The sequence below is a fragment of the Sulfuricaulis limicola genome, from assembly GCF_002355735.1.
GTDB lineage: Bacteria > Pseudomonadota > Gammaproteobacteria > Acidiferrobacterales > Sulfurifustaceae > Sulfuricaulis > Sulfuricaulis limicola.
In genome coordinates, this window is sequence record NZ_AP014879.1 from 177,031 (window position 1) to 199,711 (window position 22,681).

General features: G+C 62.9%; 28 protein-coding genes and 2 tRNA genes. 14 read left to right on the top strand and 16 right to left on the bottom strand.

Annotated elements, in window-relative coordinates:
* Positions 1-7: 7 nt before the first annotated feature.
* Positions 8-1,201: a class I SAM-dependent methyltransferase gene (locus SCL_RS00830; protein WP_096359169.1), complete on the bottom strand. Its 1,194-nt coding sequence runs from the start codon at positions 1,199-1,201 to the stop codon at positions 8-10.
* A 154-nt stretch (positions 1,202-1,355) separates the two neighbouring features.
* On the opposite strand from SCL_RS00830, the gene SCL_RS00835 reads away from it, so the two are divergent.
* Positions 1,356-2,108, top strand: a complete 753-nt coding sequence (locus SCL_RS00835; protein WP_096359170.1) for a pteridine reductase — start codon at positions 1,356-1,358, stop codon at positions 2,106-2,108.
* An 8-nt stretch (positions 2,109-2,116) separates the two neighbouring features.
* Here the strand turns inward: SCL_RS00835 and folK are convergent, their stop codons facing one another.
* Both folK and folB read right to left on the bottom strand, forming a co-directional pair.
* On the bottom strand, positions 2,117-2,611 hold the full coding sequence (gene folK, locus SCL_RS00840; RefSeq protein WP_096359171.1) for a 2-amino-4-hydroxy-6-hydroxymethyldihydropteridine diphosphokinase: 495 nt from the start codon (positions 2,609-2,611) through the stop codon (positions 2,117-2,119).
* Between the two features lie 5 nt (positions 2,612-2,616).
* Positions 2,617-2,970, bottom strand: coding sequence for a dihydroneopterin aldolase (gene folB, locus SCL_RS00845; RefSeq protein ID WP_096359172.1), 354 nt, complete (start codon positions 2,968-2,970; stop codon positions 2,617-2,619).
* A gap of 40 nt (positions 2,971-3,010) precedes the next feature.
* On the opposite strand from folB, the gene plsY reads away from it, so the two are divergent.
* On the top strand, positions 3,011-3,598 hold the full coding sequence (gene plsY / locus SCL_RS00850; protein ID WP_096359173.1) for a glycerol-3-phosphate 1-O-acyltransferase PlsY: 588 nt from the start codon (positions 3,011-3,013) through the stop codon (positions 3,596-3,598).
* A gap of 293 nt (positions 3,599-3,891) precedes the next feature.
* Here plsY and tsaD read toward each other — a convergent pair whose 3' ends face one another.
* Positions 3,892-4,926 (bottom strand): tRNA (adenosine(37)-N6)-threonylcarbamoyltransferase complex transferase subunit TsaD, encoded by a 1,035-nt coding sequence (tsaD, locus tag SCL_RS00855; RefSeq protein ID WP_096359174.1) that lies wholly within the window; start codon positions 4,924-4,926, stop codon positions 3,892-3,894.
* A 129-nt stretch (positions 4,927-5,055) separates the two neighbouring features.
* Here tsaD and rpsU point away from each other — a divergent pair, with 129 nt between their 5' ends.
* The 6 genes from rpsU (at position 5,056) to SCL_RS00885 (ending at position 10,817) form a co-directional block, all read left to right on the top strand.
* The gene (rpsU, locus tag SCL_RS00860; RefSeq protein WP_096359175.1) at positions 5,056-5,295 is read left to right on the top strand and encodes a 30S ribosomal protein S21; all 240 of its coding nucleotides are present in this window, start codon (positions 5,056-5,058) and stop codon (positions 5,293-5,295) included.
* A 21-nt stretch (positions 5,296-5,316) separates the two neighbouring features.
* Positions 5,317-5,766 carry a GatB/YqeY domain-containing protein gene (locus SCL_RS00865; protein WP_096359176.1) on the top strand — a complete coding sequence of 150 codons (450 nt, stop codon included), beginning with the start codon at positions 5,317-5,319 and terminating at the stop codon, positions 5,764-5,766.
* Between the two features lie 79 nt (positions 5,767-5,845).
* Entirely contained in the window at positions 5,846-7,630 is a 1,785-nt protein-coding gene (gene dnaG / locus SCL_RS00870; RefSeq protein ID WP_096359177.1) for a DNA primase, read from the top strand.
* Between the two features lie 83 nt (positions 7,631-7,713).
* Entirely contained in the window at positions 7,714-9,588 is a 1,875-nt protein-coding gene (gene rpoD, locus SCL_RS00875; protein WP_096359178.1) for an RNA polymerase sigma factor RpoD, read from the top strand.
* Between the two features lie 410 nt (positions 9,589-9,998).
* The gene (locus SCL_RS13890) at positions 9,999-10,541 is read left to right on the top strand and encodes a hypothetical protein (RefSeq protein WP_148664938.1); all 543 of its coding nucleotides are present in this window, start codon (positions 9,999-10,001) and stop codon (positions 10,539-10,541) included.
* 21 nt (positions 10,542-10,562) lie between these two features.
* A complete protein-coding gene (locus SCL_RS00885; protein ID WP_096359180.1) occupies positions 10,563-10,817 on the top strand; it encodes a hypothetical protein in 255 nt (84 codons plus the stop codon).
* Positions 10,818-10,850: 33 nt separating this feature from the next.
* On the opposite strand, the gene SCL_RS00890 is transcribed toward SCL_RS00885, so the two are convergent.
* The 6 genes from SCL_RS00890 to SCL_RS00915 form a co-directional block, all read right to left on the bottom strand.
* Positions 10,851-10,926, bottom strand: a tRNA-Phe gene (locus tag SCL_RS00890).
* A 90-nt stretch (positions 10,927-11,016) separates the two neighbouring features.
* Positions 11,017-11,286: an oxidative damage protection protein gene (locus SCL_RS00895; RefSeq protein WP_096359181.1), complete on the bottom strand. Its 270-nt coding sequence runs from the start codon at positions 11,284-11,286 to the stop codon at positions 11,017-11,019.
* Positions 11,286-12,347, bottom strand: a complete 1,062-nt coding sequence (gene mutY / locus SCL_RS00900) for an A/G-specific adenine glycosylase (RefSeq protein WP_096359182.1) — start codon at positions 12,345-12,347, stop codon at positions 11,286-11,288. The genes SCL_RS00895 and mutY overlap by 1 nt, the downstream gene beginning before the upstream one ends.
* Entirely contained in the window at positions 12,340-12,894 is a 555-nt protein-coding gene (locus tag SCL_RS00905) for an SRPBCC family protein (protein WP_096359183.1), read from the bottom strand. Before SCL_RS00905 ends, mutY begins: the two co-directional genes overlap by 8 nt.
* A gap of 12 nt (positions 12,895-12,906) precedes the next feature.
* Positions 12,907-14,619 (bottom strand): AsmA family protein, encoded by a 1,713-nt coding sequence (locus SCL_RS00910; RefSeq protein WP_096359184.1) that lies wholly within the window; start codon positions 14,617-14,619, stop codon positions 12,907-12,909.
* Between the two features lie 19 nt (positions 14,620-14,638).
* Positions 14,639-14,712 (bottom strand) — tRNA-Gly (locus tag SCL_RS00915).
* A gap of 82 nt (positions 14,713-14,794) precedes the next feature.
* Here SCL_RS00915 and thiS point away from each other — a divergent pair.
* The 3 genes from thiS (at position 14,795) to trmB (ending at position 16,597) form a co-directional block, all read left to right on the top strand.
* Entirely contained in the window at positions 14,795-15,007 is a 213-nt protein-coding gene (gene thiS, locus SCL_RS00920) for a sulfur carrier protein ThiS (RefSeq protein ID WP_096359185.1), read from the top strand.
* Complete coding sequence (locus SCL_RS00925) at positions 14,998-15,810, top strand: thiazole synthase (protein ID WP_096359186.1); 813 nt, start codon at positions 14,998-15,000, stop codon at positions 15,808-15,810. The genes thiS and SCL_RS00925 overlap by 10 nt, the downstream gene beginning before the upstream one ends.
* 94 nt (positions 15,811-15,904) lie before the next feature.
* Entirely contained in the window at positions 15,905-16,597 is a 693-nt protein-coding gene (trmB, locus tag SCL_RS00930) for a tRNA (guanosine(46)-N7)-methyltransferase TrmB (protein ID WP_096359187.1), read from the top strand.
* On the opposite strand, the gene SCL_RS00935 is transcribed toward trmB, so the two are convergent.
* From SCL_RS00935 to SCL_RS00960, 6 genes are all read right to left on the bottom strand, one after another.
* On the bottom strand, positions 16,598-16,852 hold the full coding sequence (locus SCL_RS00935) for a GIY-YIG nuclease family protein (protein WP_420823632.1): 255 nt from the start codon (positions 16,850-16,852) through the stop codon (positions 16,598-16,600).
* A gap of 78 nt (positions 16,853-16,930) precedes the next feature.
* Complete coding sequence (locus SCL_RS00940; RefSeq protein ID WP_172425864.1) at positions 16,931-17,776, bottom strand: SirB1 family protein; 846 nt, start codon at positions 17,774-17,776, stop codon at positions 16,931-16,933.
* 162 nt (positions 17,777-17,938) lie between these two features.
* On the bottom strand, positions 17,939-18,187 hold the full coding sequence (locus SCL_RS00945) for a MoaD/ThiS family protein (RefSeq protein ID WP_096359190.1): 249 nt from the start codon (positions 18,185-18,187) through the stop codon (positions 17,939-17,941).
* Positions 18,188-18,247: 60 nt separating this feature from the next.
* The gene (locus SCL_RS00950; RefSeq protein ID WP_096359191.1) at positions 18,248-19,195 is read right to left on the bottom strand and encodes an MBL fold metallo-hydrolase; all 948 of its coding nucleotides are present in this window, start codon (positions 19,193-19,195) and stop codon (positions 18,248-18,250) included.
* Positions 19,192-19,443, bottom strand: a complete 252-nt coding sequence (locus SCL_RS00955; RefSeq protein WP_096359192.1) for a transcriptional antiterminator, Rof — start codon at positions 19,441-19,443, stop codon at positions 19,192-19,194. Before SCL_RS00955 ends, SCL_RS00950 begins: the two co-directional genes overlap by 4 nt.
* Positions 19,436-19,624 (bottom strand): CPXCG motif-containing cysteine-rich protein, encoded by a 189-nt coding sequence (locus SCL_RS00960; protein WP_096359193.1) that lies wholly within the window; start codon positions 19,622-19,624, stop codon positions 19,436-19,438. Before SCL_RS00960 ends, SCL_RS00955 begins: the two co-directional genes overlap by 8 nt.
* 126 nt (positions 19,625-19,750) lie before the next feature.
* Here SCL_RS00960 and lexA point away from each other — a divergent pair, with 126 nt between their 5' ends.
* The 3 genes from lexA to SCL_RS00975 are packed head-to-tail and all read left to right on the top strand — an operon-like array spanning position 19,751 to position 22,658.
* The gene (gene lexA / locus SCL_RS00965) at positions 19,751-20,356 is read left to right on the top strand and encodes a transcriptional repressor LexA (protein ID WP_096359194.1); all 606 of its coding nucleotides are present in this window, start codon (positions 19,751-19,753) and stop codon (positions 20,354-20,356) included.
* A gap of 3 nt (positions 20,357-20,359) precedes the next feature.
* Positions 20,360-21,607 carry a DNA polymerase Y family protein gene (locus SCL_RS00970; RefSeq protein ID WP_096359195.1) on the top strand — a complete coding sequence of 416 codons (1,248 nt, stop codon included), beginning with the start codon at positions 20,360-20,362 and terminating at the stop codon, positions 21,605-21,607.
* Positions 21,579-22,658: a PA0069 family radical SAM protein gene (locus SCL_RS00975; RefSeq protein WP_096359196.1), complete on the top strand. Its 1,080-nt coding sequence runs from the start codon at positions 21,579-21,581 to the stop codon at positions 22,656-22,658. The genes SCL_RS00970 and SCL_RS00975 overlap by 29 nt, the downstream gene beginning before the upstream one ends.
* Positions 22,659-22,681: the final 23 nt, after the last annotated feature.

Sequence of the window (22,681 nt, forward strand, 5' to 3'; positions counted from 1 at the left end):
CGTATTATCACAGTCGCGCGCGCCGGTCCTGCAGTGTAAAGCCCGGCAGCGGTTCGCGCACGCCGCGCCCGAGCGCGAGGACCTTGAACAGCTCGCCCATTTCATGCGGCAGCGTGAGTTTCTTGACCTGCTGCGTCAATGCCAGATGCGCGCGCACATCGTCGGGGTCGGAGGCGGCCATGATCCGGTCCAGCCCGCAGCCGAGCAGGAACGCCGCCTGCGAGGTATAGCCCAGGAGCGTGAGGCCGGCGTCAACCCCGGCCTCGGCGATGGCCGTGAAGTCCATGTGCGCGGTGATGTCCTGCAACCCGGCATGCCGCAAGGGGTCGTCATGGGCATGATGCCGGTAGTGACACATGAGCGTGCCCTGCGCGCGCTGCGGGTGATAGAACTCCGCGCGCGGGAAGCCATAATCGATGAGCAGCATCACTCCCTGTTTGAGACTGTCGGCCACGCGACGCACCCAGGCCTCGGCGCGCAGATTGATTTCCGAGGTGTAGTCTGCCGCCAAGCCGAGCGGCTCTACGCGCGCGCGCAGGGATGCGCCGGCCGGCTGCTCCTGCCACACCAGGCCCTGGTTTTCCCAGGCAACGTATAGCTCGTTGACGCCGTTTGGCGTGACTCTGAAACGGGTGACCGGCATGGCGTCCAGCACTTCGTTGGCCAGCACCATGCCGCGAAAGTTGGCGGGCAGGTCATCGAGCCAGTGCACGCGCCCGAAAACATGCGGCGCCCGGCGTTTGATGGTTTCGCTCTGGCGTGCGCGCAGCTCGGCGCCGAGTTCGAGAATAAGGTAGCGCTCCGGCAGCTGGCCCAATGACTCCAGTTCGAGCAGCAGGTCCGCCGCCAAGGCACCGCTGCCGGCGCCGGCTTCCAGGATATCGCCGCCGCCCAGCCCGGCCAGCAGCGATTGGCAAGGACGCGCGACACAGCGCGCGAACAGCGAACCCAATTCCGGCGCGGTGATGAAATCGCCGTGTTCGCCGAATTTGCGGGCTCCCGCCACGTAGTAACCCAGCCCCGGCGCATACAGCGCCAGTTCCATGAAACGGTCGAAGGCAATGGCGCCACCTGCCGCGGCGAGCTCCTCACGCAGGCGTTGCATGAGCTTGTCGTGGTGCGCCTGTTCCCCGGCCGTGGGCGATGGCAGTGCGGGTGAGGCGGATCCGGCGGACTGGCCGTTGCGGCGGGGCGGATTCATCCGAGAAATGGCTATTGGCGCAGAGGTTGGTAATCGGTATCGTGGAACATTCAGCAACTATACTGGGTATTCTATGATTCAGGCTAACCAGGCAAGCGAGCAGGTCCTAATCTTATGACAGGACGAACGAGCGCAGCGAAGTAGGGCTCCATTTATGGCCGACAACCCCCTCGAAGGCAAGGTGGCCCTGATCACGGGCGGCGCGCATCGCATCGGTGCCGCCATGGCGCGCCTGTTACACGCCCAGGGCATGAAGCTGGTGATCCATTATCACACCTCGGAAAAGGCCGCCCATGCGCTGCAGGATGAATTGCACCAGGTCCGGCCGGAATCGGTCATGCTGGTGCGCGGCGACCTCAATAACGGCGAGCGGCTGGCGAAGAACCTGCTCTTCGAAACCGTGGAATCCTTCGACCGTCTGGACGTGCTGATCAACAACGCTTCGCGCTTCTATCCCACACCGGTGGGCGAGGCCACCGAATCCCAGTGGGATGACATCGTCGGCACCAACCTGCGGGCGCCGTATTTCATCGCGCAGGCGGCGGCGCCGCATCTCAAAAAAACCGGCGGCTGCATCATCAACATCGCCGACATCTACGGCGATCGCCCCTTGATCGGATATCCGATCTACAGCATCGCCAAGGCCGGCGTGATCATGCTCACCAAGGCGCTGGCGCGCGAACTGGGGCCGGAAATCCGCGTCAATGCCGTCGCCCCCGGCGTGATCCTGTGGCCCGAGAGCGACCTCGACGAGATGTCCAAGCAGCGCATCATTTCGCGCACCCCGCTCAAGCGTTCCGGCGATCCCGGCGACGTGGCGCAAACCGTGCTGTTCCTCATCCGCGACGCCGGCTTCATCACCGGCCAGGTGCTGGCGGTGGACGGCGGGCGCTGGGTGGTGATGTAGCTCCCGCCTCAGGTCCGCGGATCAAAATTCGTTTTCCACATCTCCTGTTTCCCCATTTCAAACTGCTGCCACATCTTGGCGCAGGCAAGCCCCGTTTCCGGATGCCGCAGATCCGGGGCAATGTCCGCCAGTGGGGATAATACAAAGGCATAACGCCGGATGTCGGGATGCGGCAGATTCACCTTGTCGTCGTGCTGAACCAAATCACCATAAAGCAGCAGGTCGAGATCGAGCGTGCGCGCGCTGAAGCGATTTTCCTGGCGCACGCGCCCCAGTCGCGATTCGATTCGGGAGAGCGTTTCCGTGATCTGTTCTATGGGTTCGGCGCTGTCGAAACCGGTCACCAGATTGTAAAAATTCTCGCCCTCGAAACCGAGGGCCTTGCTTTCGTACACCGGGGAGAGCGTGAGCTGGCCGTAATGCGCCGTCAGTTCGCGTACGGCGCCGCGAATGCTGTTTTCCCTGTCGATGTTGCTGCCGATGCCGATGTACACCCGGGGCACGGAGTTCAGGCCTTCCCGCGCTCGATGATCACGCCCACGTCGGTGGCGCCGCGCACGGCGCCCTTCTTGTTGACGCGCACGCGCACCCACGCAAGTTTGAATTCGGCCAGCAGGATTTCCGCGACCTTCTCGGCCAGGGTTTCCACCAGCTGGAATTGCGAGTTGCCGACGAATTCGCCAAGGCGCTTGGAAACCGCCTTGTAATTGAGCGTGTCCTCGATCTTGTCGGTGGCCGCGGCGCGGCGGATGTCCGCGGCCATGTCGAGATCGAGAATGATCGTTTGCTTGATGCGGCGTTCCCACTCCCAGATGCCGATGATGCACTCGATCTTGAGGTCGTGGAGGTAGATAATATCCATGGGTCGCCACTATAACGAAAAACATCGCGGACTTTAAACCATGACATGGCTTTATTTGCTTCCGCTGCTGGCTTACCTGCTCGGCTCGGTGTCGAGCGCCGTGGTCATCGCCCGCGTCATGGGCCTGCGGGACCCGCGCGACGTCGGTTCCGGGAATCCGGGTGCCACCAATATCCTGCGCTACGGCGGCAAGGCGGCGGCCATTCTGACTCTGGCGGGAGACATCCTGAAGGGCGTGATAGCGGTGCTCATTGCGCGGGCGCTGACCACGGACGACATTGTCATCGTGCTCAGCGGATTCGCCGCGTTTCTTGGCCACCTGTTCCCGGTGTTTTTCGGTTTCCGCGGCGGCAAGGGCGTGGCGACGGCGCTGGGTGTGTGGCTGGCGCTCAGCCCTCCGGTCGGTCTAGCCTTGCTCGGCACCTGGGTGCTGATGGCGGTGCTGTTCCGCTATTCCTCGCTGTCGGCCCTGACGGCCTCGGCGGCGGCGCCGCTGTACGTGGCGTGGTTGTCGCCGGGCATGCCGTATCTGGTAACGATGGTCATCATGAGCGCGATTCTGATCTTCCGGCACCGCTCCAATATCCGCAATCTGCTCGCCGGCACCGAGACCAAAATTGGACGCTGAACAATTAAATTGAAATTCACAGGATTAAGCAGGGCGAGCCGGAAACAGACGAAGACACTTAACGTGTCTTCGTCCCGGCGAGCGCCCCGCCATGGATGGCGGGGCCGAGTCTCCCGAAGCCATCATGGTCGCGCCAGGGACGGCAGGCACGCCCTCCCTGGCGTCGCGACAGAAACCCCGATAAACCCCGGCCCGCACATCCCTGTGCGGGCGCTCAGCGGCGCCGATGTACGTTAAGTACATCGGCGACTGCTCCGCTTCGCCCTGTAAATCCTGTGAATTAGATTTAGTTTTTAGGCCGAGCCGAGTTCTTCGATGCCCCAGCGCGCCCGCGCGCTAAACGCGAGTGGTTCGTGTTGTCCCACCGCCAGTCGCAAATACCCGGCATAGGCGATCATGGCGCCGTTGTCGGTGGAAAATTCCGGGCGCGGGAAGTACACGCGCACGCCGAGTTTTTCCGAGAGCTGCTTCAAGCGTTCACGCAATTTCAGATTGGCGCTGACGCCGCCGGCCACTACCAGCTGTTTCGCGCCGGTCCGTTCCAGTGCCCATTCGCATTTGATGGCGAGCACGTCCACGGCGGCTTGTTCGAACGAGGCGGCGATGTCGGCGATGAATGGCGGGGTGAGCGCCCGGTTCCGCACCGCGGTGACCACGGCGGTTTTAAGGCCGCTGAAACTGAAGTTGAGTCCCGGGTGCGCGCCCTGGGTCTTGAGCCGCTCCGTCATGGGGCGCGGAAATTTGAATTTTTTCGGGTCACCGTCTTGTGCTGCCCTGGCGATGGCCGGGCCGCCCGGGTAACCGAGGCCGAGCAACTTGGCGGTCTTGTCGAAGGCCTCGCCCACGGCATCGTCCACGGATTCGCCGAGGATGGTGTAACGGCCGAGCGCCTGCACATCGGCGAGCAAGCTGTGGCCACCGGAGACCAGCAGCGCGGTGAAGGGAAACGCCGGCGGATCCGGTTCCAGCATCGGCGAGAGCAGATGCCCCTCCATGTGATGTACCGCGACAGCAGGGATCTTCCAGGCATAGGCCAGCGAACGGCCGAGGGCCGCGCCTACCAGCAGGGCCCCGGCCAGGCCCGGTCCGGCGGTGTAGGCGATGCCGTCGATCTGGTCCGGGCGGGTATCGGCTTCCTGCATCACGGCCCGGATCAGCGGCAGGGCCTTGCGGATATGATCGCGCGAGGCCAGTTCCGGCACCACCCCGCCGTAATCGAGGTGCAGCGCGGTCTGGGAAAACAGCCGGTGCGCCAGCAGGCCGGCCCCGGAGTCATAGAGGGCGACGCCGGTGTCATCGCAGGAGGTTTCGATCCCGAGGACTCGCATGGGGCGATTTTACACGGGCAGGGCCGGTTTTACGGTCTATGATGTACAAATCCGGCGGGAATCTATAGAATCGCCGCCTTTCCGTATTCGACCGGCCTGCTGCAACAGGCCCATTTTGTGAGGAAAACGATGCCTTCAGTCCGGGTTAAAGAGAACGAACCATTCGAAATGGCTCTGCGCCGTTTCCGCCGCTCCTGCGAGAAGGCGGGCGTGTTCACCGAGATGCGCAAGCGCGAGCACTACGAGAAGCCGACCGAAATCCGCAAGCGCAAGGCCGCCGCCGCGCGCAAGCGCGAGCTCAAGAAGCTCATGCGCCGCAGCAATCCGCGTCCGCCCGCGCCCGCCGCTGCCACCAGTTCCCGCCCCTGATTCTCTTTCCTGCCTTGGGCGATGAGCCTTAAGGAAAAAATCAAAGACGACATCAAGCAGGCCATGCGCGACAAGAACGAGTCGCGCCTGGGCACCCTGCGCATGCTGAGCGCTGCGATCCAGCGGCGCGAAGTGGACGAGCGCATCCAGCTCGACGACGTGCAGGTTATCGCCGTGATCGAGAAGCTGGTGAAGCAGGGACGCGAATCGATCGAGCAGTACGTCAAAGGCGGGCGCCAGGAACTGGCCGACAAGGAATCCGGCGAGATCGCCGTGTTTCAGGCCTATCTGCCGCAGCAACTGAGCGAGGCCGAGATCGACCAGCTCGTGGCCGAGGCCATCGCCGCCACCGGCGCCAGCTCCATCAAGGACATGGGCAAGGTCATGGGTGTGCTCAAGCCCAAACTCCAGGGCCGGGCCGACATGGGTCAGGTCGGCGGCAAGATCAAAGCCCGGCTCGGCGCCGGCTGAAAATTCCAATTTTTAGCTCTTTTTCAGCAAACCTCGATTTAGTTTCTCCGCTTCCTTACGGCCTGTTTAGAATAGCCCCATGGCCGGCCGCATCCCCAAGCAGTTCATCGACGAATTACTGACGCGCTCCGATATCATCGATGTCATCGATGCGCGCGTGCCGCTGCGCAAGGCCGGCAAGGACTACAAGGCCTGCTGTCCGTTCCACGAGGAAAAAACCCCATCTTTTACAGTGAGCGCCGACAAGCAGTTTTACCACTGCTTTGGCTGCGGCGCGCATGGCTCGGCCATCGGTTTCCTCATGGATTATGAGCACATGAGCTTCGTCGAGGCGGTCGAGGAGCTGGCCGCGCGCGCCGGGCTCACGGTCCCCAAGGAAGCAGGTACCGCGTTCGAGAAGGAAAAGGACACCGGCGCCGACCTGATCGAACTCATGCGCGAGGCCGCGCGTTTTTACCGGCAGCAGTTGCGCGAGCATCCGCAGGCGGGTCGGCCGGTGGACTATCTAAAGGGGCGCGGCATCACTGGCGAGATCGCGCGCGACTTCGATCTCGGCTTCGCTCCGGACGGTTGGGACAACCTGCTGCGCGCGCTGGGCAAGGACGACGCCAGCCGCGAGGCGCTGGCGCGTGCCGGGCTGGTGGTGAAAAAGGACGGCGGTGGCTACTACGACCGCTTCCGCGATCGCGTCATGTTCCCGATCGAAGACCACCGCGGGCGCATCGTCGCCTTCGGCGGGCGCGTGATCGACAAGGGTGAGCCCAAATATCTCAACTCCCCGGAAACGCCGTTGTTCCATAAGGGGCGTGAGCTCTACGGGCTGTTTCATGCGCGCGATGCCATCAAGCGCGAAAACCGCGTCATGGTGGTCGAGGGCTACATGGACGTGGTGGCACTGGCACAGTTCGGTATCGATTTCGCCGTGGCCACGCTTGGCACGGCGACCACGCGTGATCATCTGGAGCGCTTGTTCCGGCACGCCCCGGAGGTGGTTTTCTGCTTCGACGGCGACCGCGCCGGCCGCGAGGCCGCTTGGCGCGCGCTCGACAACGCCCTGCCGGTCCTGCGTGAAGGTCGGCAGATCAGCTTCCTGTTCCTGCCGGAAGGTGAGGACCCGGACACACTGGTGCGCAAGGAAGGCCGGGAGACATTCCTGGCGCGTCTCAAGAAGGCGCTGCCGCTGCCGGATTACCTTTTTGATTCCCTGTCGCGCCAGGTGGACCTGGGCCGTCTGGACGGCCGTGCCCGCCTGGTGGAACTTGCCCGCCCGTTATTGTCCAAAATGCCGGTCGGTGTGCTGCGCCAGATGATGCTGGACCGGTTGGCGGAACTCAGCCTCATGGACCCGGATAAATTACCCGTAAGCGCCGCGAATCCGGAGCAGCCTGCGTCTCAGCGCGGATTCCGCCCCAGCGGCAGCGGCCCGCGCGAGCCGGCCTCGGTGGTGCGCTTGGCGATCGCCATGCTGCTACAGCGCCCGGAGCTGGCGCGAAATGTGCACAATGCCGACGCCCTGGCCGATCTGGACATGCCGGGAATACCGTTACTGCTTGAATTGCTGCGGGTGGTGAAGGGAACTTCAGGATTGAATACAGCGTCTATAATAGAGAATTTTAGCGATAGTGAGTACAAACAAAATCTGGCGAAACTGGCGTTCTGGCAGCATCCGGCCCTGGAACAGGACCTTGAAACCGAATTTAGCGGTGTTATGAATCGTCTGGAGGAGGCTTCTACCCGGCAAAAAACCGAGCAGCTTTTGCAGAAAAAGCAGGCGGGCGGGCTGAATCAGATGGAAAAGGATGAATTGGCACGATTATTGAGCCTCAAGAGAGATAATTCCCGCGTATCACCTTCTCGCCATTGAAAAGTTTGGGGCAGGCAACCACTTAAGCTATACTCTCGCGTTTTTCGCGGGCTTTTACGTTTCATCACAACGCCTTAGCGGCGATGCAGGTTACAAATCACATGGCAATGGATCAGGAAACACAACGTTCACAGCTCAAGAAACTGATCATTCAGGGTAAAGAGCAGGGTTTTCTCACTTATCGTGAGATCAACGACCATCTGCCCGAAGATGTTCACGACACCGACCAGATCGAGGCGGTGGTGAACATGATCAACGACATGGGCATCGCGGTGTACGACGAGGCGCCGGATCCGGATACCCTGTTGCTCAAAACCACCGAAACCCCGCCGCCGGCCGAAGACGAAGAGGAAGCCGCGGAAGAGGCGGAGCAGGTGGTGACCTCCGCCGTGGACAGCGAATTCGGCCGCACCACCGACCCGGTGCGCATGTACATGCGCGAGATGGGCACGGTGGAACTGCTCACACGCGAGGGCGAGATCGATCTCGCCAAGCGCATCGAGGACGGCGTGCGCCAGACCACCGAGGCCATTGCCGCTTGCCCGGCCGCGATCGCCGAGGTGGTGCGCATGATGGACCTGGTCGAAGTCGACCAGATGCGCCTGACCGACCTGGTGGTAGATTTCGTCGACCCGAACGCGGTCGACGTGCCCCTGCCCGAGGCCCCGGCCGTGAAGGCCGCCGCCGATGTCGACGACGAGAAGGACGACGACGCGAGCGGATCCAGCGCCGACAGCGATGACGAGACCGGCCCGAACCGGGAAGAGGCGCTGATCCGTTTTGCCCGCATCCGCAAGCTGCACACGAACCTGCTCAAGGCCATCGACAAGAACGGCTACGACAGCCCCGAGGTCAAGCGGGTTCAGGCCAAGCTGGCTGACGAATTCATGCAGATCAAATTTCTCTCCAAGCAGATCAACCGCCTGGTGGAGTACGTGCGCTCGCTGGTGGACTACGCGCGCGGCCAGGAAAAGGTCGTGATGGACATCTGCGTCAGCAAGGCGCGCATGCCGCGCAAGACCTTCATCAAGATTTTCCCCGGCCATGAAACCAACAAGCGCTGGGTGAAGAAGGCAATCAAGTGCGGTGAGGGAAACAGCTCGGTCATCGAGCATAACACCGACGCCATCCACGCCGCCCAGGACAAGCTCAAGAAGCTCGAGGAGCGTGCCGGCCTGCCGATCGCCGAGCTGAAGGAAGTCAACCGCCGCATGTCCATCGGCGAGGCCAAGGCGCGCCGCGCCAAGAAGGAGATGGTCGAGGCCAACCTGCGCCTCGTGATCTCGATCGCCAAGAAGTACACCAACCGCGGCCTGCAGTTCCTCGACCTGATCCAGGAAGGCAACATCGGTCTGATGAAGGCGGTGGACAAGTTCGAATACCGCCGCGGCTACAAGTTCTCGACCTATGCCACGTGGTGGATCCGCCAGGCGATCACGCGCTCGATCGCCGACCAGGCGCGCACCATCCGCATCCCGGTGCACATGATCGAGACCATCAATAAGCTGAACCGCATCAGCCGCCAGATGCTCCAGGAAATGGGCCGCGAGGCCACGCCCGAGGAGCTAGCCGAGCGCATGGACATGCCCGAGGACAAGATCCGCAAGGTGCTCAAGATCGCCAAGGAGCCGATTTCCATGGAGACGCCCATCGGCGACGACGAGGATTCGCATCTCGGCGATTTCGTCGAGGACGCCAATTCCGTGGCGCCGCCCGATGCCGCCACCGGCAGCGGGCTCAAGTTCGCGACCTCGGAAATCCTCGAGACGCTCACGCCGCGCGAGGCCAAGGTGCTGCGCATGCGCTTCGGCATCGGCATGAATACCGACCACACGCTGGAAGAGGTCGGCAAGCAGTTCGACGTCACACGCGAGCGCATCCGCCAGATCGAAGCCAAGGCACTGCGCAAGCTGCGCCACCCGAGCCGTTCCGAGCATCTGCGCAGCTTCCTCGACTGAGCCGTCGCTGTTCTATCCACACCCGCAACGGGCCGGTATAATCCGGCCCGTTGTCGTTTGGGCCTGTAGCTCAGTTGGTTAGAGCAGGGGACTCATCACAATGGTGCGCTCGTGTTGAAAGATACGAGATGAACGGGATGAATTCAGGGAAACCTTCCAGCCATGGCTGATGGCAACCCTGAGCCAAGCCGGGAGTACACTCCCGGAAGGTGCAGAGACTACCTGAGGGCTTGAGCGCCCTTGATCACAGGCTTGAGCGTCCCGCGCCCTAACTTCTCTTGCTGCAATAGGGATGAGGGCGGTGAGATAGTCCACTCCTGTCGGAAACGGCGGGGCAGAGTGAATCCCTTGGTCCTAGGTTCGAGTCCTAGCGGGCCCACCAAATTTCTCACGACGAGATGTAACAAGCCATGCGCCTCATCGGATGCTTCTGTTTGCTGCTGATGGCGGGATGCGCCGGGGTGGAGCGCGCGCCGCCCGAGAGCAGCGCACCACCGCCGGAGATGGCGGCGACCGAGCCTGCCAAGCCCGGCCCTGCTGATGCGGCTGTCGCCAGGACCGAGCCACCGGCAGCAGGCATCCCGGCAAAGCTTCCCGCGGAACCGTCCGTCAAAAAACCGGACGCCACGCCAGTTCCTGCGAAGAAAGCGACGCCACCACCTTTGGATCTGACAGCATTGGAGACCCGGCTCAAGGAAACCAAGGCCATCGGCGTGTTCACCAAGATCACGCTCAAGAACCAGGTCGATGATCTGCTGGAGCAATTCCGTGCGTATTACCAGGGTCGGGCCAAGACCTCTCTCGCCGAGCTGCGGCGGCCGTACGACGGTCTGGTCCTCAAGGTGCTCTCGCTCCTGCAGGACGGTGACCCGGAACTGGCACACGCGATCGTGGCTTCGCGCGAGGCGATCTGGGGCATCCTGGCCGACCCCAACAAGTTTGCCACTCTCTAATCTGACCGCAGGAGAAACGCGATGAACAAACGTGTAAAGGCTTGGGCGCTGGTTGTGATGATGACGGCGTTTTTCACCGGACCGGCGCGGGCGGCGGAAGACGCGGCGCTGCTCAAGGACATGACGTCCGTGATCGCGCTCCTCGGGCTGCCCTGCGGCAAGGCCGTCAACGCCGTCAAGAAAGGTGACAACGACCACGTCGTGACCTGCCAGGACGGCAACCGCTACCGGGTATTTCTGAACGCCGAGGGCCGGGTCGTGGCGGAGAAACAATAACGCCCGGCGTTGGCTTGAATTAAGAAGACGAAATGGTGGCCGGGGTCGGAATCGAACCAACGACACGCGGATTTTCAGTCCGCTGCTCTACCAACTGAGCTACCCGGCCATTTGCACGAAAAAGGGAGGGGCATTATAGGGAGCCCGCCGCCTCAATTCAAACCGCGGGATCCCCTGAATTCCAGCCGATGGGAGTGAATTACTTCGGCGCGACGAAGCCTTCGGGCGGTTTGGAGCCGGATCCGAAGAAGAATTTTTCCATCTCGCCCTCGATCAGCTTGCGCGCCTTGGGGTCGAGCGGATTCAGGCGGTATTCGTTCATCAGCATGGTCTGGTGGCCGAGCCACATCTTCCACGCCTCCTTCGAGACGTTTTCCCAGATGCGCTTGCCGAGCTCACCGGGGTAGGTCGGGTAATCCAGTCCCTCGGCCTCTTTGCCGAGCTTGACGCACTTCACCATGCGGGCCATCAGTTTGTTTCCTCAATACTCATCAGTTGTTCAAGCAGACGTTTCACCGGCGCGCTGAGTCCGCGCCGATCGGGTCGGCGCACGTTATACCAGACTGTTTCGGCATTCTCCATTGCCCGATCCGTTCCCCCCACCAGCCGCGCGGGTATCGGCGTGATGTCGAGATGAAAGTGACTGAAGCTGTGGCGCAGCATCGGCCATGGCGATTCGGTGCAGATGTTGAGCCCCAACGTCTTGCGGCACCACTGACGCACGTTGCCATCGGCGCATTCGGGAAAGCCCCACAGGCCGCCCCACAGCCCCGCGGGCGGACGGCGCGCGAGCAATACGCGCCCGCGCGCATCGCGAATCATGAGCATGTGCGTAGCCTTGACCGGCGTTTTCTGTTTGGCGGCGCGCACCGGAAAATCCTGCGGCGTGCCCGAACGATGACCGCGGCAGTCGGTTCGCAACGGGCATCCCGTGCATTGGGGTTTGGCGCGCGCGCATACGGTGGCGCCCAGGTCCATGATCGCCTGGGTGTAGTCGGCGATCCGCGAGCGCGGAGTATGTTTTTCCGCTAGCTGCCACAGGCTTTCTTCCGTTGCGCGTTTGTTCACCGGCGTATCGATGGCGTGGTAACGCGCGAGCACGCGTTTGACGTTGCCATCAAGGATTGGATGACGCTGATCGAAGGCGAGCGCGAGAATCGCGCCCGCGGTGGAGCGGCCAACGCCGGGCAGGTCCGTGACCGCTTCAAAGCCGCGCGGAAATTTGCCAGCGTGTTCGCGCACGATCCGCTGCGCCGCTTGGTGCAGGTTGCGCGCGCGGGCGTAATAACCGAGGCCGGTCCACAGATGCAGCACCTCATCGAGTTTGGCCTGAGCCAGTGATTGCACGTTCGGGAAACGCGCGATGAAGCGCTCGAAATAGGGAATGACCGTCGTAACCTGCGTCTGTTGCAGCATGATCTCCGAGACCCAGATGCGGTAGGCATCGCGTTTGCGTTTCCACGGCAGGGTCTTGCGCCCGTGGCGGTCGTACCACGCAAGCAGGCGGCGGCTCAGGGAGGCTTTACTCATGTTTAGCCAGGGCCTCGACTTCGAGCGCGGTGAGCCGGATTTCGCGGCGCAGGAAATATTTCACCACCGGCGGGCCGATCAGGGGCGGGATGAAAAAATCCGGCACCAGTTCGGCGGTGTAATGCAGCCGTGTTTTCGCGCCCTCGGCCACCACTTGCCAGTGCTCGTTGCCTTCCCGGAAGTCGCTTTGCTCCGGGACTTCGCTGACTGAAATTTCCGTTTGTGGCCTCGCCTCGATGTCCACCATGCGCTTGACGGTCTTGCAGAAGATCAGCACACAGGCCTCGAGCGTGACCCCGACGCGGTGGTGATTGGCATCCGTCTGTTTCAGGATCCGGCTCTCGGTGATGATTTTCGACACCCGCGGCAGGCGCTCGTAATCGGTCATGATCTGCCACACCTTGTCACGCGGGGCGTCGAGCAGCACCTCGAAGGACACGGTGTAGCGGCCGTTGGCATGTGTGGTTTCGAGCCGTTCGATGGCGCCGGCCATGGCCACGGGGACCCACAGACCGAGGGCTAGGATGGCGGTTGCGCGTAGCCACATGGGGCGCCGCCGCTATTTGAGGAACTTGAGCTTGTCTTTCAGCTTTTGTTCCAGTTTCTGCTCGACCTTTTGCTTCGCTTCTTCCTTCTTCTGCTCCACCTTGCCCTTGAGCAGCGCGCTGGTGTCGACCCGGAACTTGGGACTGGCGAAGGGTCCGGAAATGATGATCGGGTATTCGCCCACCGTGACCCTGTAATCGAGGGTCTGCCGGGGCAGGTCGGCCGAGCCCTTGCCACTGACGTTCACCAGGTCCGGGCTCTGGACCTTGAGGTCGTCGTTTTGCACCACTCCATTGGTTATCCGCGCGGTTCCGCTCAGTTGCGTGAAGGGCGTCTCATCCGCGGGCTGGGGTTTCAGTTCGGTCAGTTTCTGCAACAGGTTGTCGCGTTGCGCGGTCTTGACGGTGTCGATCATTTTCTTCAGGTCCATGCCCCGGACCGCGCCCTTTTGCACGGAGAATGAGGCCGTTCCGTTGAGCGTTTCCATGATGCGGTTGGCGTCCAGCCCTTGGGCTGTGACCTTGGCGCCCAGATTGGCCGTGCCGGTGAACTTGTCGAATTGCAGCGCATCCTTGAGTGCCGGCGCCAGTTCAATACCGCTGACGGATTCGTCGATGGTCAGCAGCGGTGTCTTGCCGCGCACGTCCAGCGCGGTGTGGCCGGCATAGCTGCCGTTGTAGAGCTTGGCCTTGTTGGGGCCGAGGGTGATCAGACCGTTTTTGGCGCTGACTTGGACCGTCACGTCGGTCGAGCGCAGGTTCATGGTCTTGAGTTTGCCGATGCCGAGCTTGCCCTGCAGGTCGAGCGAGCGCAGCAGGCTCAACGGGATCTCCACCGGTTCGGCCGGCGCTGTCGCGGCGGGTTTCGCGGCGTCGGCAGGGGCAGGCGCGGGCATGTAGCGATCGAGATCGATCTGGTCCAGCGCCAGGTCGAAGCGGTAGGCCGGCTTGCCGAAATTCTTGATTGCCAGAGAGCCGGTCAGGCTGGATTCGTCCACGGCCAGCGCCAGGTTGGTGATCTCCAACGACTGTTTTTCGAGGTCGAGCTTGATGCGGGATTTCAGATCGAGATGCTTGCTCACTGGCGGTTTGCCGCTCTCTACGTCGAAGGCCAGATGCACGTCCACCGGCTCACCCACGACGATCCTGCCGGTCTGCAGATCCAGGTTGCGCACGGCGTATTGTGCGTTGCTGGCCTGATCTTTCCAGCTCACGTCTGCCTTGCGGATGTCGATCTTGTTGACGCTGACACTACGGATATCGAACTCCTTGCCGGTCTCAGGTTTCGCCGCCGGCTTTTCAGCGGGTTTCGCCTTATCGGCGGGAGCCAGCAGATCGTCCCAGTTGGTTTTGCCGGCGGTATTCTTGGCGAGGTTGAGCTTGAGCCCGTTGAGGAAAACCGTGTCCACGCTCACGCGCAGGCGCAGCAGTGGCAGCAGCTCAACCTTGGCGCCGGCGCCGTCGAGGCGCGCGAACGGCTCGGGTCCGAAGCCCGGGGCGTTGCCCAGTTCGAGCTTGCCGGTCTCGAAACCGATCCAGGGGAAGAACGACCAGCCGAGCTTGCCCTCGATGCGCAGCTCGCGGCCGGTCTTGTCCCTGACCAGCTTGATGATGTCATCCTTGTAGTCGTTGGGATCGAACAGCAGCGACAGGGTGACGGTGGCGACGATGAACAGGGCGACCAGGCCGCCCAGCACGAGGCCCAATATTTTCAGGGTTTTTTTCACGGCGCTGCCTCCGGGGAGATGGAGCGGGCGAAGGGAATCGAACCCTCGTCTCTAGCTTGGGAAGCTAGGGTAATACCATTATACGACGCCCGCGTGCGTTGCTTGGCCATTCGCACTAGAATAAGCCCTCATTGTATCGATTTTCAGGCCGTTGTCTGCAACCCGCCCGCATTCCGTGAAGATCATTTTGAACGGACAGGAGAAACCGCTGGCCGCCCCGCTCACCGTGGCGGCCCTGCTCGCCGAAATGGGGCTGGCGGAACGGCGGGTGGCGGTTGAGGTCAACCGCGAAATCGTGCCGCGCAGCCGGCACGGTGAGCTTGAACTGAAAGACAACGATCGCGTCGAAGTCGTGTTTGCCATTGGGGGCGGAAGCAAATGGTGGTAACCGCTGAAACCATCCGTAAGACCACGAACGATCCGCTGGTGATCGCCGGCCGGGCGTACTCGTCGCGCCTGCTGGTCGGCACCGGCAAGTACAAGGACCTCGAGGAAACCCGGCGCGCGGTCGAGGCGAGCGGGGCGCAGATCATCACCATCGCGGTGCGGCGCACCAACATCGGCCAGAATCCGAACGAGCCGAGCCTGACCGAGGTGCTGCCGCCGTCGAAATACACCTACCTGCCCAACACCGCCGGTTGTTACAGTGCCGAGGACGCGATACGCACCTGCCGCCTGGCGCGCGAGTTGCTCGATGGCCACGACCTGGTGAAGCTGGAAGTGCTGGGCAGCGAAAAGACCCTGTATCCCGACATTCCCCAGACGCTGGCGGCGGCTGAAACCCTGATCCAGGACGGCTTCAAGGTCATGGTGTACACCAACGACGATCCGATCGTGGCCCGGAAATTCGCCGAGATGGGTTGCGTTGCCGTCATGCCGCTGGCGGCGCCGATCGGTTCCGGCCTCGGTATCCGCAATCCCTACAACATTCGCTTCATCGTGGAAGAGGCCACCGTGCCGATCCTGGTGGACGCCGGCGTGGGCACGGCCAGCGATGCCGCCATCGCCATGGAACTCGGTTGCGATGGCGTGCTCATGAACACCGCCATTGCCGGGGCGCAGAACCCGGTACTCATGGCGCAGGCCATGAAAAAGGCGATCGAAGCCGGGCGCGAGGCCTTTCTCGCCGGGCGCATGCCGCGCAAGCAATACGGCTCGCCGTCGTCGCCCCTCGGCGGGACGTTTTTCTAGTGTTAACCACAGAGAGCGCAGAGAACACAGAGTAAATCATTTCTGATTTGAAGCTCTCTGTGCCCTCCGTGATCTCTGTGGTTGATAATCATACATGACTCTCTCTACAAGGCCGCTCCGGTCGATCCGCAGTTTCGTGCGCCGCGAGAGTCGCATCACGCCGGCGCAGGTGCGCGCGCTCGGGGAATTGTGGCCGCGCTACGGCATCCCGGAAGGCCAGGCGCCGCTGGACTGGCGGTCCGTCTTCGGACGTCGGGCCCAGGTAGTTCTCGAAATCGGTTTCGGCAACGGCGAGGCGCTGGCCGCCGCCGCCGCGGCGCATCCGGAAATAAATTATCTCGGCATCGAAGTGCACCGCCCCGGTGCGGGCAGCCTGCTGCGCCGGATCGAGACAGGGGCGATGGAGAACGTGCGGCTGATGCTGGGCGACGCGAAGGAGATTCTGGAGCAGCGCGTGGCCGATGGATCACTCACCGGCGTGCATCTTTTTTTTCCCGACCCGTGGCCGAAGAAACGCCATCACAAGCGCCGCCTGGTGCAGCCGGATTTTGCCGCGCTGGTGACGCGCAAGCTGGCGCCCGGCGGGTATTTCCACCTGGCCACGGACTGGCCGGCGTATGCGGAACACATGGAGGTGGTATTGTCCGCGACCCCGGGACTGGCTGATGTCAGCAGGACGGCGCAGGGTCAGGCGCTGATAGCGGAGCGGTTATCAACCCGCTTCGAGCAGCGCGGACGCAAACTGGGCCATGAGGTGCGGGATCTGGTGTATTCGCGAAAGGCCTGATCAGGCCGCGTCGCCGTTCAATTTTCCCCGGTTCACGAGTTCTTCTTTTTGCTTGCGCGTCAGCAGCCGCAGGGAACACTCGCGGATCAGCGCCTCGGAGCGGCTCTGGCAGGTTTCGTGGTAGCGCAGGATCACCGGCCGCCGGCTGCGGGTGTAGCGCGAGCCGGTGCCGTCGTTGTGCTGTTGCTGGCGCCGTTCGAGATCGTTGGTGATGCCGGTGTAGAACGAGCCGTCGCTGCATTCGATGATGTACACGAACCACGGCTGTTCCGCGGCGGCAGCGCTGCCATCCCGGCTGGCTTCGGGTCGGTCATCCTGTGACATGATAAAAACCTAGTTGAGGTTGGCGACGATCTGTTTCAGCTCGGCGATGCGCTTGTGCACGTCCTGGGCGTCGCCCGAGCCCGGTCGCAGGCTGAGGTAGGACTGGTAATTTTCCAGCGCCGCGCGGAAGCACTCCAGCTGTTCGTAGATGCGGCCGCGGTCGCGCACTTCATCGGGTTGGTCCGGCTGGATCACCAGGATCCGGTCCACCACGGTGAGCGCCTTGTCGAACTGCTCGCGCCGCAGGTAGGCGCCCTTGAGGTTGCGCAGCATGCGCACCAGGATGTCCTTCTTGCCGGCCGCGATCAGCAGCCGCTCAAGCGGCGCGGCATTGACGGATTCCGCCGGGCCGTAGGTTTCCTCGAGTATCTCCTCGAGGTCTTCCTTGCTCAGCAGGCTGCCGCCGGAGAACGGGTCGAGCACGACCTCGCCTTCGCGGGTCGAGAATTTGACCAGAAAGTGACCGGGGAAGGACACGCCCTTAAGCGGCAGGCCCAGGCGCCGGCCGACCTCCATGTAAATGATGGAGAGGGTGATAGGGATGCCGCGCTTGCGGTCCAGCACCTCGTTCAGGAAGCTGTTGCGCGGGTCGTCGTAATTCTCGACATCACCGGAAAAGCCCTGTTCCACGAACAGGAACTGGTTGAGGGTTACCAGGGTATCCTCCAGCCCGGCCTGCGCGGGCAGCCGCTCCTGTACGCCGGTAGCCAGTTCATCGATCTGCCGCAGGTAGGCCTCGATGTCCAGACCGGGGTATTCCTCGACCGCGATAAGCAGCGCCGCTTCCGCCAGATTCAGCTCCTGCTCGGAGATTTTGGCGATTCGGGCGAGACGTTCGTGCATGCGTGATTCCATGTTCAGCCGTCCGGGGACGGCGGGGTTCCGTATTGCTCTGGTTAAGGATAGCAGACGGATCAAAGCGCGCGCGGCGCTGAGTGCCTCGGAGAAACACAAGGCCATTCAGTGAGTTGAACGGGATTTCTGGTGTGAAACTGAAAATAAAAAATCGGCGCGAGGCTATCCGAGGCGTGCCGGGACGATGGCAATTTCCATTTTGTCATTGACCGCAGAATCGGCCTCGGCGAACTGGCGGTTGAGCGTGACTTTCACGGCGTCCTCCCGGAGCGCCTTTTCCCAGCCTTCGCCGCGCGTCCGCAGCCATGCCAGCAGCGTGCGTACGTCGGTCACCGACCCCGGCAAAGCGACTTCTTCGGAAGCGCGGCCGAATTTGTCCACAAGTATTGAAAAATAAAGGATTTTTGCCATGGGCAGGGCTGTGGATATCAGTATCGCCAGGGTAGTCAGGCGCCTATTTTAAGCGCTTTGTCAGGGGGTAAAACAGTCAAGATCGTTGGCGAATTGGACCGGCCCCGCATAGCGCTGGCGTATGGCAGCCAGGGTTTCCTCCTCTTTTCCCAAGGTACGCAACATGCGGTGTGACAACACCAGTTGCTTGATCTGGGCTTGCTGCGCTATCGCTCCAATCACTGAGGGCGGCATGTGCAGGTCACGCTCCACGCCGCTCGCGCCCTCGGGCACGGCGTTATGGGCAATGAAAAGATCGGCGCCCTGCGCCAGGCGTGCGAGCTGCTCGCCGCGCCCGTTGGTGTCGCCGCTGAAAACCACGTTTTTTCCACCTGCCGTGACGCGCCAGGCCAGCGCCGGGATGTTTCCGTGGGTCACGGGAACGGCGCTGGCGCGTAATCTTTCATTGGCGAAAGGGTACACGGTTTCATCGCCCGGTTGGCGGCGGGCCTTGAGCTTGCCCGACAACGGATAGACATCCTGGGGCTGTAGCTTGTAGCCGCCGCGCACCAACGGATTCAGGAAACCGCCGAGATAGCGATAGGCGCCGCGCACGCTGTCGAACTGGGTGCGGACGAACGCGACCGTGGACGGCATGAACCTGTTGCCATCGGGGCCGTAGATCGGCAGTGGCCGCGTGCGCTCCTCGAAGTACGACGACTTCACCAGCGCCGGCAGATCGGCGGTGTGATCGGCATGCAGATGGGTGAGCAGGATGACATCGAGATCGGACACCGTGGCCCCGGATTCGCCGAAGCGCAGCGCCGCGCCACCGCCGATGTCCACCAATACCCGCGGCCTGCCCTCGATCCACACCAGGTAACTGCTGGAGGCGCGCCGGTCCTGCAGCTCCGGACCGCCCGAACCCAGCACCTGGACCTGAACCGGCGCGGCGGTGCCGCAGGTCTGCGCCGCCGCGGCCGGGAGCCATGCAAGATTGAACAATACCAGGAGCAGGCGAACGATCACGCTGGTTCCACGCGCTGGATGCGGTCGAGACGGATGCTCAGGGTTTCGCCTTGGCCCCCGCGACAGATGAGAAATTCCTCGTGATTGACGGTTTTGAGATCGAGCGGCAGCACCACCTGGTCGTAATGGACATTGTCCTCGCGCCAGCGCAGGTGCAGTTTCTGCCGGTGCAGGATGGCGATCTCGTATTCCGAATAGCGCGCGCAGGCGATCGGGGAATACGGGTCGTGGTTCAGGGGTTCAGTCATTTTCGCGATGCACCTCTAGGCCCGTCAGCTCGCCGTCCACGTCGACCTCCACTTGGAACAGGATCGGCCGGCAGCAGACATAGCAGTCCTCAATGTATTCCTGATTCCCGCCCGAGGTGTCGATCTCGGTCTCGAACGTTTCCCCGCAGTACGGGCACTGGACGCTTTGCAGGCTGGTCACAGTCTCCAGTCTAACAGGGTTTTCCGTCCCTCTTGAGACCGCGGGGTTTTCGTTGCGGTTGCATCAGGCCCGGGGAAGGCTTATGCTGAGTGAGAACAAAATGAGAACATATCAGGATAAGCGAGCATGCCGACCGACCGTTCCCGCCAGGTGTATGACTTCATCCGTGCCTATACCGCGCGCCACGGTTACGCGCCCAAGCTGCGCGAGATCGGGGCGCAGCTCGGCATCCGCTCGCGCGGCGTGGTGCACCGCCACCTGCGCGCGCTGGAAGCGGAAGGGCTGTTGCGCATTGAGCCGGACCGCGCCCGCGGCATCCGCCTGCGCGGCCGTGCCCTGGCCGCGGCACGGCCGGGACAACTGCCCCTGCTCGGGCGCATCGCCGCGGGGCGGCCGATCGAGGCCATTCCCGGCGAGGACGACATCGACCTGTCCGAATTCTTCGTCAACCACAACCGCTTCGTGCTGCGCGTGGCGGGCGACTCCATGATCGAGGACGGCATTCTCGACGGCGACATGGTGGTGGTGGAAAAGCGCGACAGCGCCGACAACGGCGAGATCGTGGTGGCGCTCATCGACGGCGTCGAGGCCACGCTCAAGCGCCTGCAGAAAAACCGCGACGGCAGCGTGACCCTGCGGCCGGCCAATGCCACGCTGCCGCCAATGCGTTACAGCGCCGCGCGTGTGCGCATTCAAGGCGTAGTAGTCGGACAATTCCGTTCATATAGATGAGCCATGAACGCACCAACACGTCTCTGGCCGCGGGCCATTCTGCACATCGACATGAACGCCTTTTTCGCGTCGGTCGAGCAGCGTGATTTTGCCGAGCTGCGCGGCAAGCCGGTCGGCGTTACCAACGGCGAGGTCGGCACTACGCTTATCACCTGTTCCTACGAGGCACGCGCCTTCGGCGTGAAAACCGGCATGCGCGTGTACGACGCGCGCCGGCTCTGTCCCGGGCTGATCCAGCGCCCGGCGCGGCCCAAGGTTTATGCCGCCATCTCCACGCGCATCATGCACGCGCTCAAGGACATCAGCCCGGACGTGGAGGTGTTCAGCGTGGACGAGGCCTTCCTCGACGTGACCCACTGCCAGCGCCTGCACGGGTCGCCCGAGCATATCGCGCAGCTCGCGCGCCAGCGCATCCACGACATCAGCGGCGGGTTGCCCTGTTCCATCGGCGTGGCCGGCACCAAATCCACCGCCAAAATCGCCTCGGACCTGAAGAAACCGAACGGCCTGACGGTGATCCCGCCGTGGGAGGCGCGCGAACTTTTGGACGGGGTGCCGATGAAAAAGTTGTGCGGCCTGGGCCCCAACATCGCCGAATTTTTGTCGTTGTACGGCGCGCAAACCTGCGGCGACGTGGCGCGTTTGCCCATGACCGTGCTGGCGCGCCGCTACGGCGTGACCGGGAAATACCTGTGGCTGGCGTGCCAGGGCAAGGACACGGCCCCGGTGGCGCCCGAGGTCGCGTCGCCCCAATCCATCGGTCACGGCAAGGTGCTGCCGCCGCATACCCGCACGGCGCCGGTCATTGAAATTTACCTGCGGCACATGTGCGAGAAAGTGGCGGCGCGCCTGCGCCGCTACGACATGCAGGCCGGCCAGCTGTATGTCGGCCTGCGGCTGGAGGCGCCGTGCGAGGACATCGGCCAGTTATTCCCGTTGCCGTATGGGATGTTCGATGGAAAGCAGTTGTTCGAATTGGCCTGGAAATTTCTCCGCTGCCGGTGGCACGGCGAGGCCGTAACCCACGTGCAGGTGACGGCTGCCGGCCTGCGGGCCGGCTCCGGTCAGCTTGAGCTTTTTACCGCGGATGACAGCCGCGTCACGCGCCGCTTCAGCGCCATCGACCGCATCAACCTGCGGTATGGCGAATTCACCGTGGCCCCGGCGATCCTGCTCGGCCGTTCCACCATGCCCAACGTCATCGCCCCCGCCTGGCGCCCGGATGGACACCGGCAGCACATCCCGGAATAGGCCCGCGAAGGGCCGCGGCGCCGTCTCGAATCCCGATGGCCGGTTCGAGCGGCTGAACCGCGACCCGTACGACGATGGCTGGGCCGCGGAGGAAGGGATTCCGCCACTCCGGACCACGGTACGCATTGAGCAATGCCGCACGATCATCGCGCACAACGATTCGCCCGACATTCCCTTCGATCAGTCCATCAATCCGTATCGGGGCTGCGAGCACGGCTGTGTTTACTGCTACGCACGGCCCAGCCACGCCTACGCCGGATTGTCGGCGGGTCTCGATTTCGAAACCAAACTGTTCGCCAAGACCAACGCCGCCGAGCGGCTGCGCGCCGAGCTGGCCAGGCCCGGTTATATCTGCCGCCCGCTGGCGCTGGGCAGCAACACCGATCCCTACCAGCCGATCGAGCGGCGCTACCGCGTCATGCGTCAGATCCTCGAAGTGTTATCTGAATGCGAGCACCCGCTGACCATCGTCACCAAGTCGGCGCTGATCGAGCGCGACCTCGACCTGCTGGCACCGATGGCGCGCAAGCATCTGGTGCATGCCTTCGTCTCTGTCACCACGCTCGACCGGTCACTGGCGCGCCGTCTGGAGCCGCGTGCCGCCGCACCCGCGCGACGGCTCGAGGCCGTGCAGCGGCTGGCCGCGGCCGGGGTACCGGTGGGGGTGATGGTGGCGCCGGTGATTCCGGCGCTGAACGATCATGACATCGAAAACATTCTGGAGCGGGCGCGCGCCGCCGGGGCCGACTGGGCGGGTTACGTGCTGTTGCGCCTGCCGCACGAGGTCAAGGACCTGTTCCGCGAATGGCTGGCGCGGCACGAGCCGCTCAGGGCGGAACATGTCATGAGCCTGGTGCAGGGCGCGCGTGGCGGGCGCGACAACGATCCGCGTTTCGGAGTACGCATGCGCGGCACCGGGGCGGTCGCCGATCTCATCGGAAACCGTTTTGCCGTGGCCTGCCGGCGCCTCGGTTTCAATGAAGAAGAACGTGAGCTCGATTGCACGCGATTCCGCGCGCCCGTGGCCGGGCCTCAACTCGCATTATTCTGATGCCCAAAATAATAAGGGCCGGC

Coding starts and splice junctions, on each gene's coding strand:
- SCL_RS00895 (WP_096359181.1), bottom strand. CDS start 11,286: ATGGCCCGCATGGTGAAGTGCGTCAAGCTCGGCAAAGAGGCCGAGGGA.
- SCL_RS00885 (WP_096359180.1), top strand. CDS start 10,563: ATGAACAAACGTGTAAAGGCTTGGGCGCTGGTTGTGATGATGACGGCG.
- SCL_RS00955 (WP_096359192.1), bottom strand. CDS start 19,443: ATGACTGAACCCCTGAACCACGACCCGTATTCCCCGATCGCCTGCGCG.
- SCL_RS00940 (WP_172425864.1), bottom strand. CDS start 17,776: ATGGAATCACGCATGCACGAACGTCTCGCCCGAATCGCCAAAATCTCC.
- lexA (WP_096359194.1), top strand. CDS start 19,751: ATGCCGACCGACCGTTCCCGCCAGGTGTATGACTTCATCCGTGCCTAT.
- SCL_RS00970 (WP_096359195.1), top strand. CDS start 20,360: ATGAACGCACCAACACGTCTCTGGCCGCGGGCCATTCTGCACATCGAC.
- SCL_RS00905 (WP_096359183.1), bottom strand. CDS start 12,894: ATGTGGCTACGCGCAACCGCCATCCTAGCCCTCGGTCTGTGGGTCCCC.
- SCL_RS00925 (WP_096359186.1), top strand. CDS start 14,998: ATGGTGGTAACCGCTGAAACCATCCGTAAGACCACGAACGATCCGCTG.
- SCL_RS00835 (WP_096359170.1), top strand. CDS start 1,356: ATGGCCGACAACCCCCTCGAAGGCAAGGTGGCCCTGATCACGGGCGGC.
- SCL_RS00865 (WP_096359176.1), top strand. CDS start 5,317: ATGAGCCTTAAGGAAAAAATCAAAGACGACATCAAGCAGGCCATGCGC.
- trmB (WP_096359187.1), top strand. CDS start 15,905: ATGACTCTCTCTACAAGGCCGCTCCGGTCGATCCGCAGTTTCGTGCGC.
- mutY (WP_096359182.1), bottom strand. CDS start 12,347: ATGAGTAAAGCCTCCCTGAGCCGCCGCCTGCTTGCGTGGTACGACCGC.
- SCL_RS13890 (WP_148664938.1), top strand. CDS start 9,999: ATGCGCCTCATCGGATGCTTCTGTTTGCTGCTGATGGCGGGATGCGCC.
- SCL_RS00945 (WP_096359190.1), bottom strand. CDS start 18,187: ATGGCAAAAATCCTTTATTTTTCAATACTTGTGGACAAATTCGGCCGC.
- folB (WP_096359172.1), bottom strand. CDS start 2,970: ATGGATATTATCTACCTCCACGACCTCAAGATCGAGTGCATCATCGGC.
- rpsU (WP_096359175.1), top strand. CDS start 5,056: ATGCCTTCAGTCCGGGTTAAAGAGAACGAACCATTCGAAATGGCTCTG.
- dnaG (WP_096359177.1), top strand. CDS start 5,846: ATGGCCGGCCGCATCCCCAAGCAGTTCATCGACGAATTACTGACGCGC.
- plsY (WP_096359173.1), top strand. CDS start 3,011: ATGACATGGCTTTATTTGCTTCCGCTGCTGGCTTACCTGCTCGGCTCG.
- SCL_RS00975 (WP_096359196.1), top strand. CDS start 21,579: ATGGACACCGGCAGCACATCCCGGAATAGGCCCGCGAAGGGCCGCGGC.
- rpoD (WP_096359178.1), top strand. CDS start 7,714: ATGCAGGTTACAAATCACATGGCAATGGATCAGGAAACACAACGTTCA.
- tsaD (WP_096359174.1), bottom strand. CDS start 4,926: ATGCGAGTCCTCGGGATCGAAACCTCCTGCGATGACACCGGCGTCGCC.
- SCL_RS00830 (WP_096359169.1), bottom strand. CDS start 1,201: ATGAATCCGCCCCGCCGCAACGGCCAGTCCGCCGGATCCGCCTCACCC.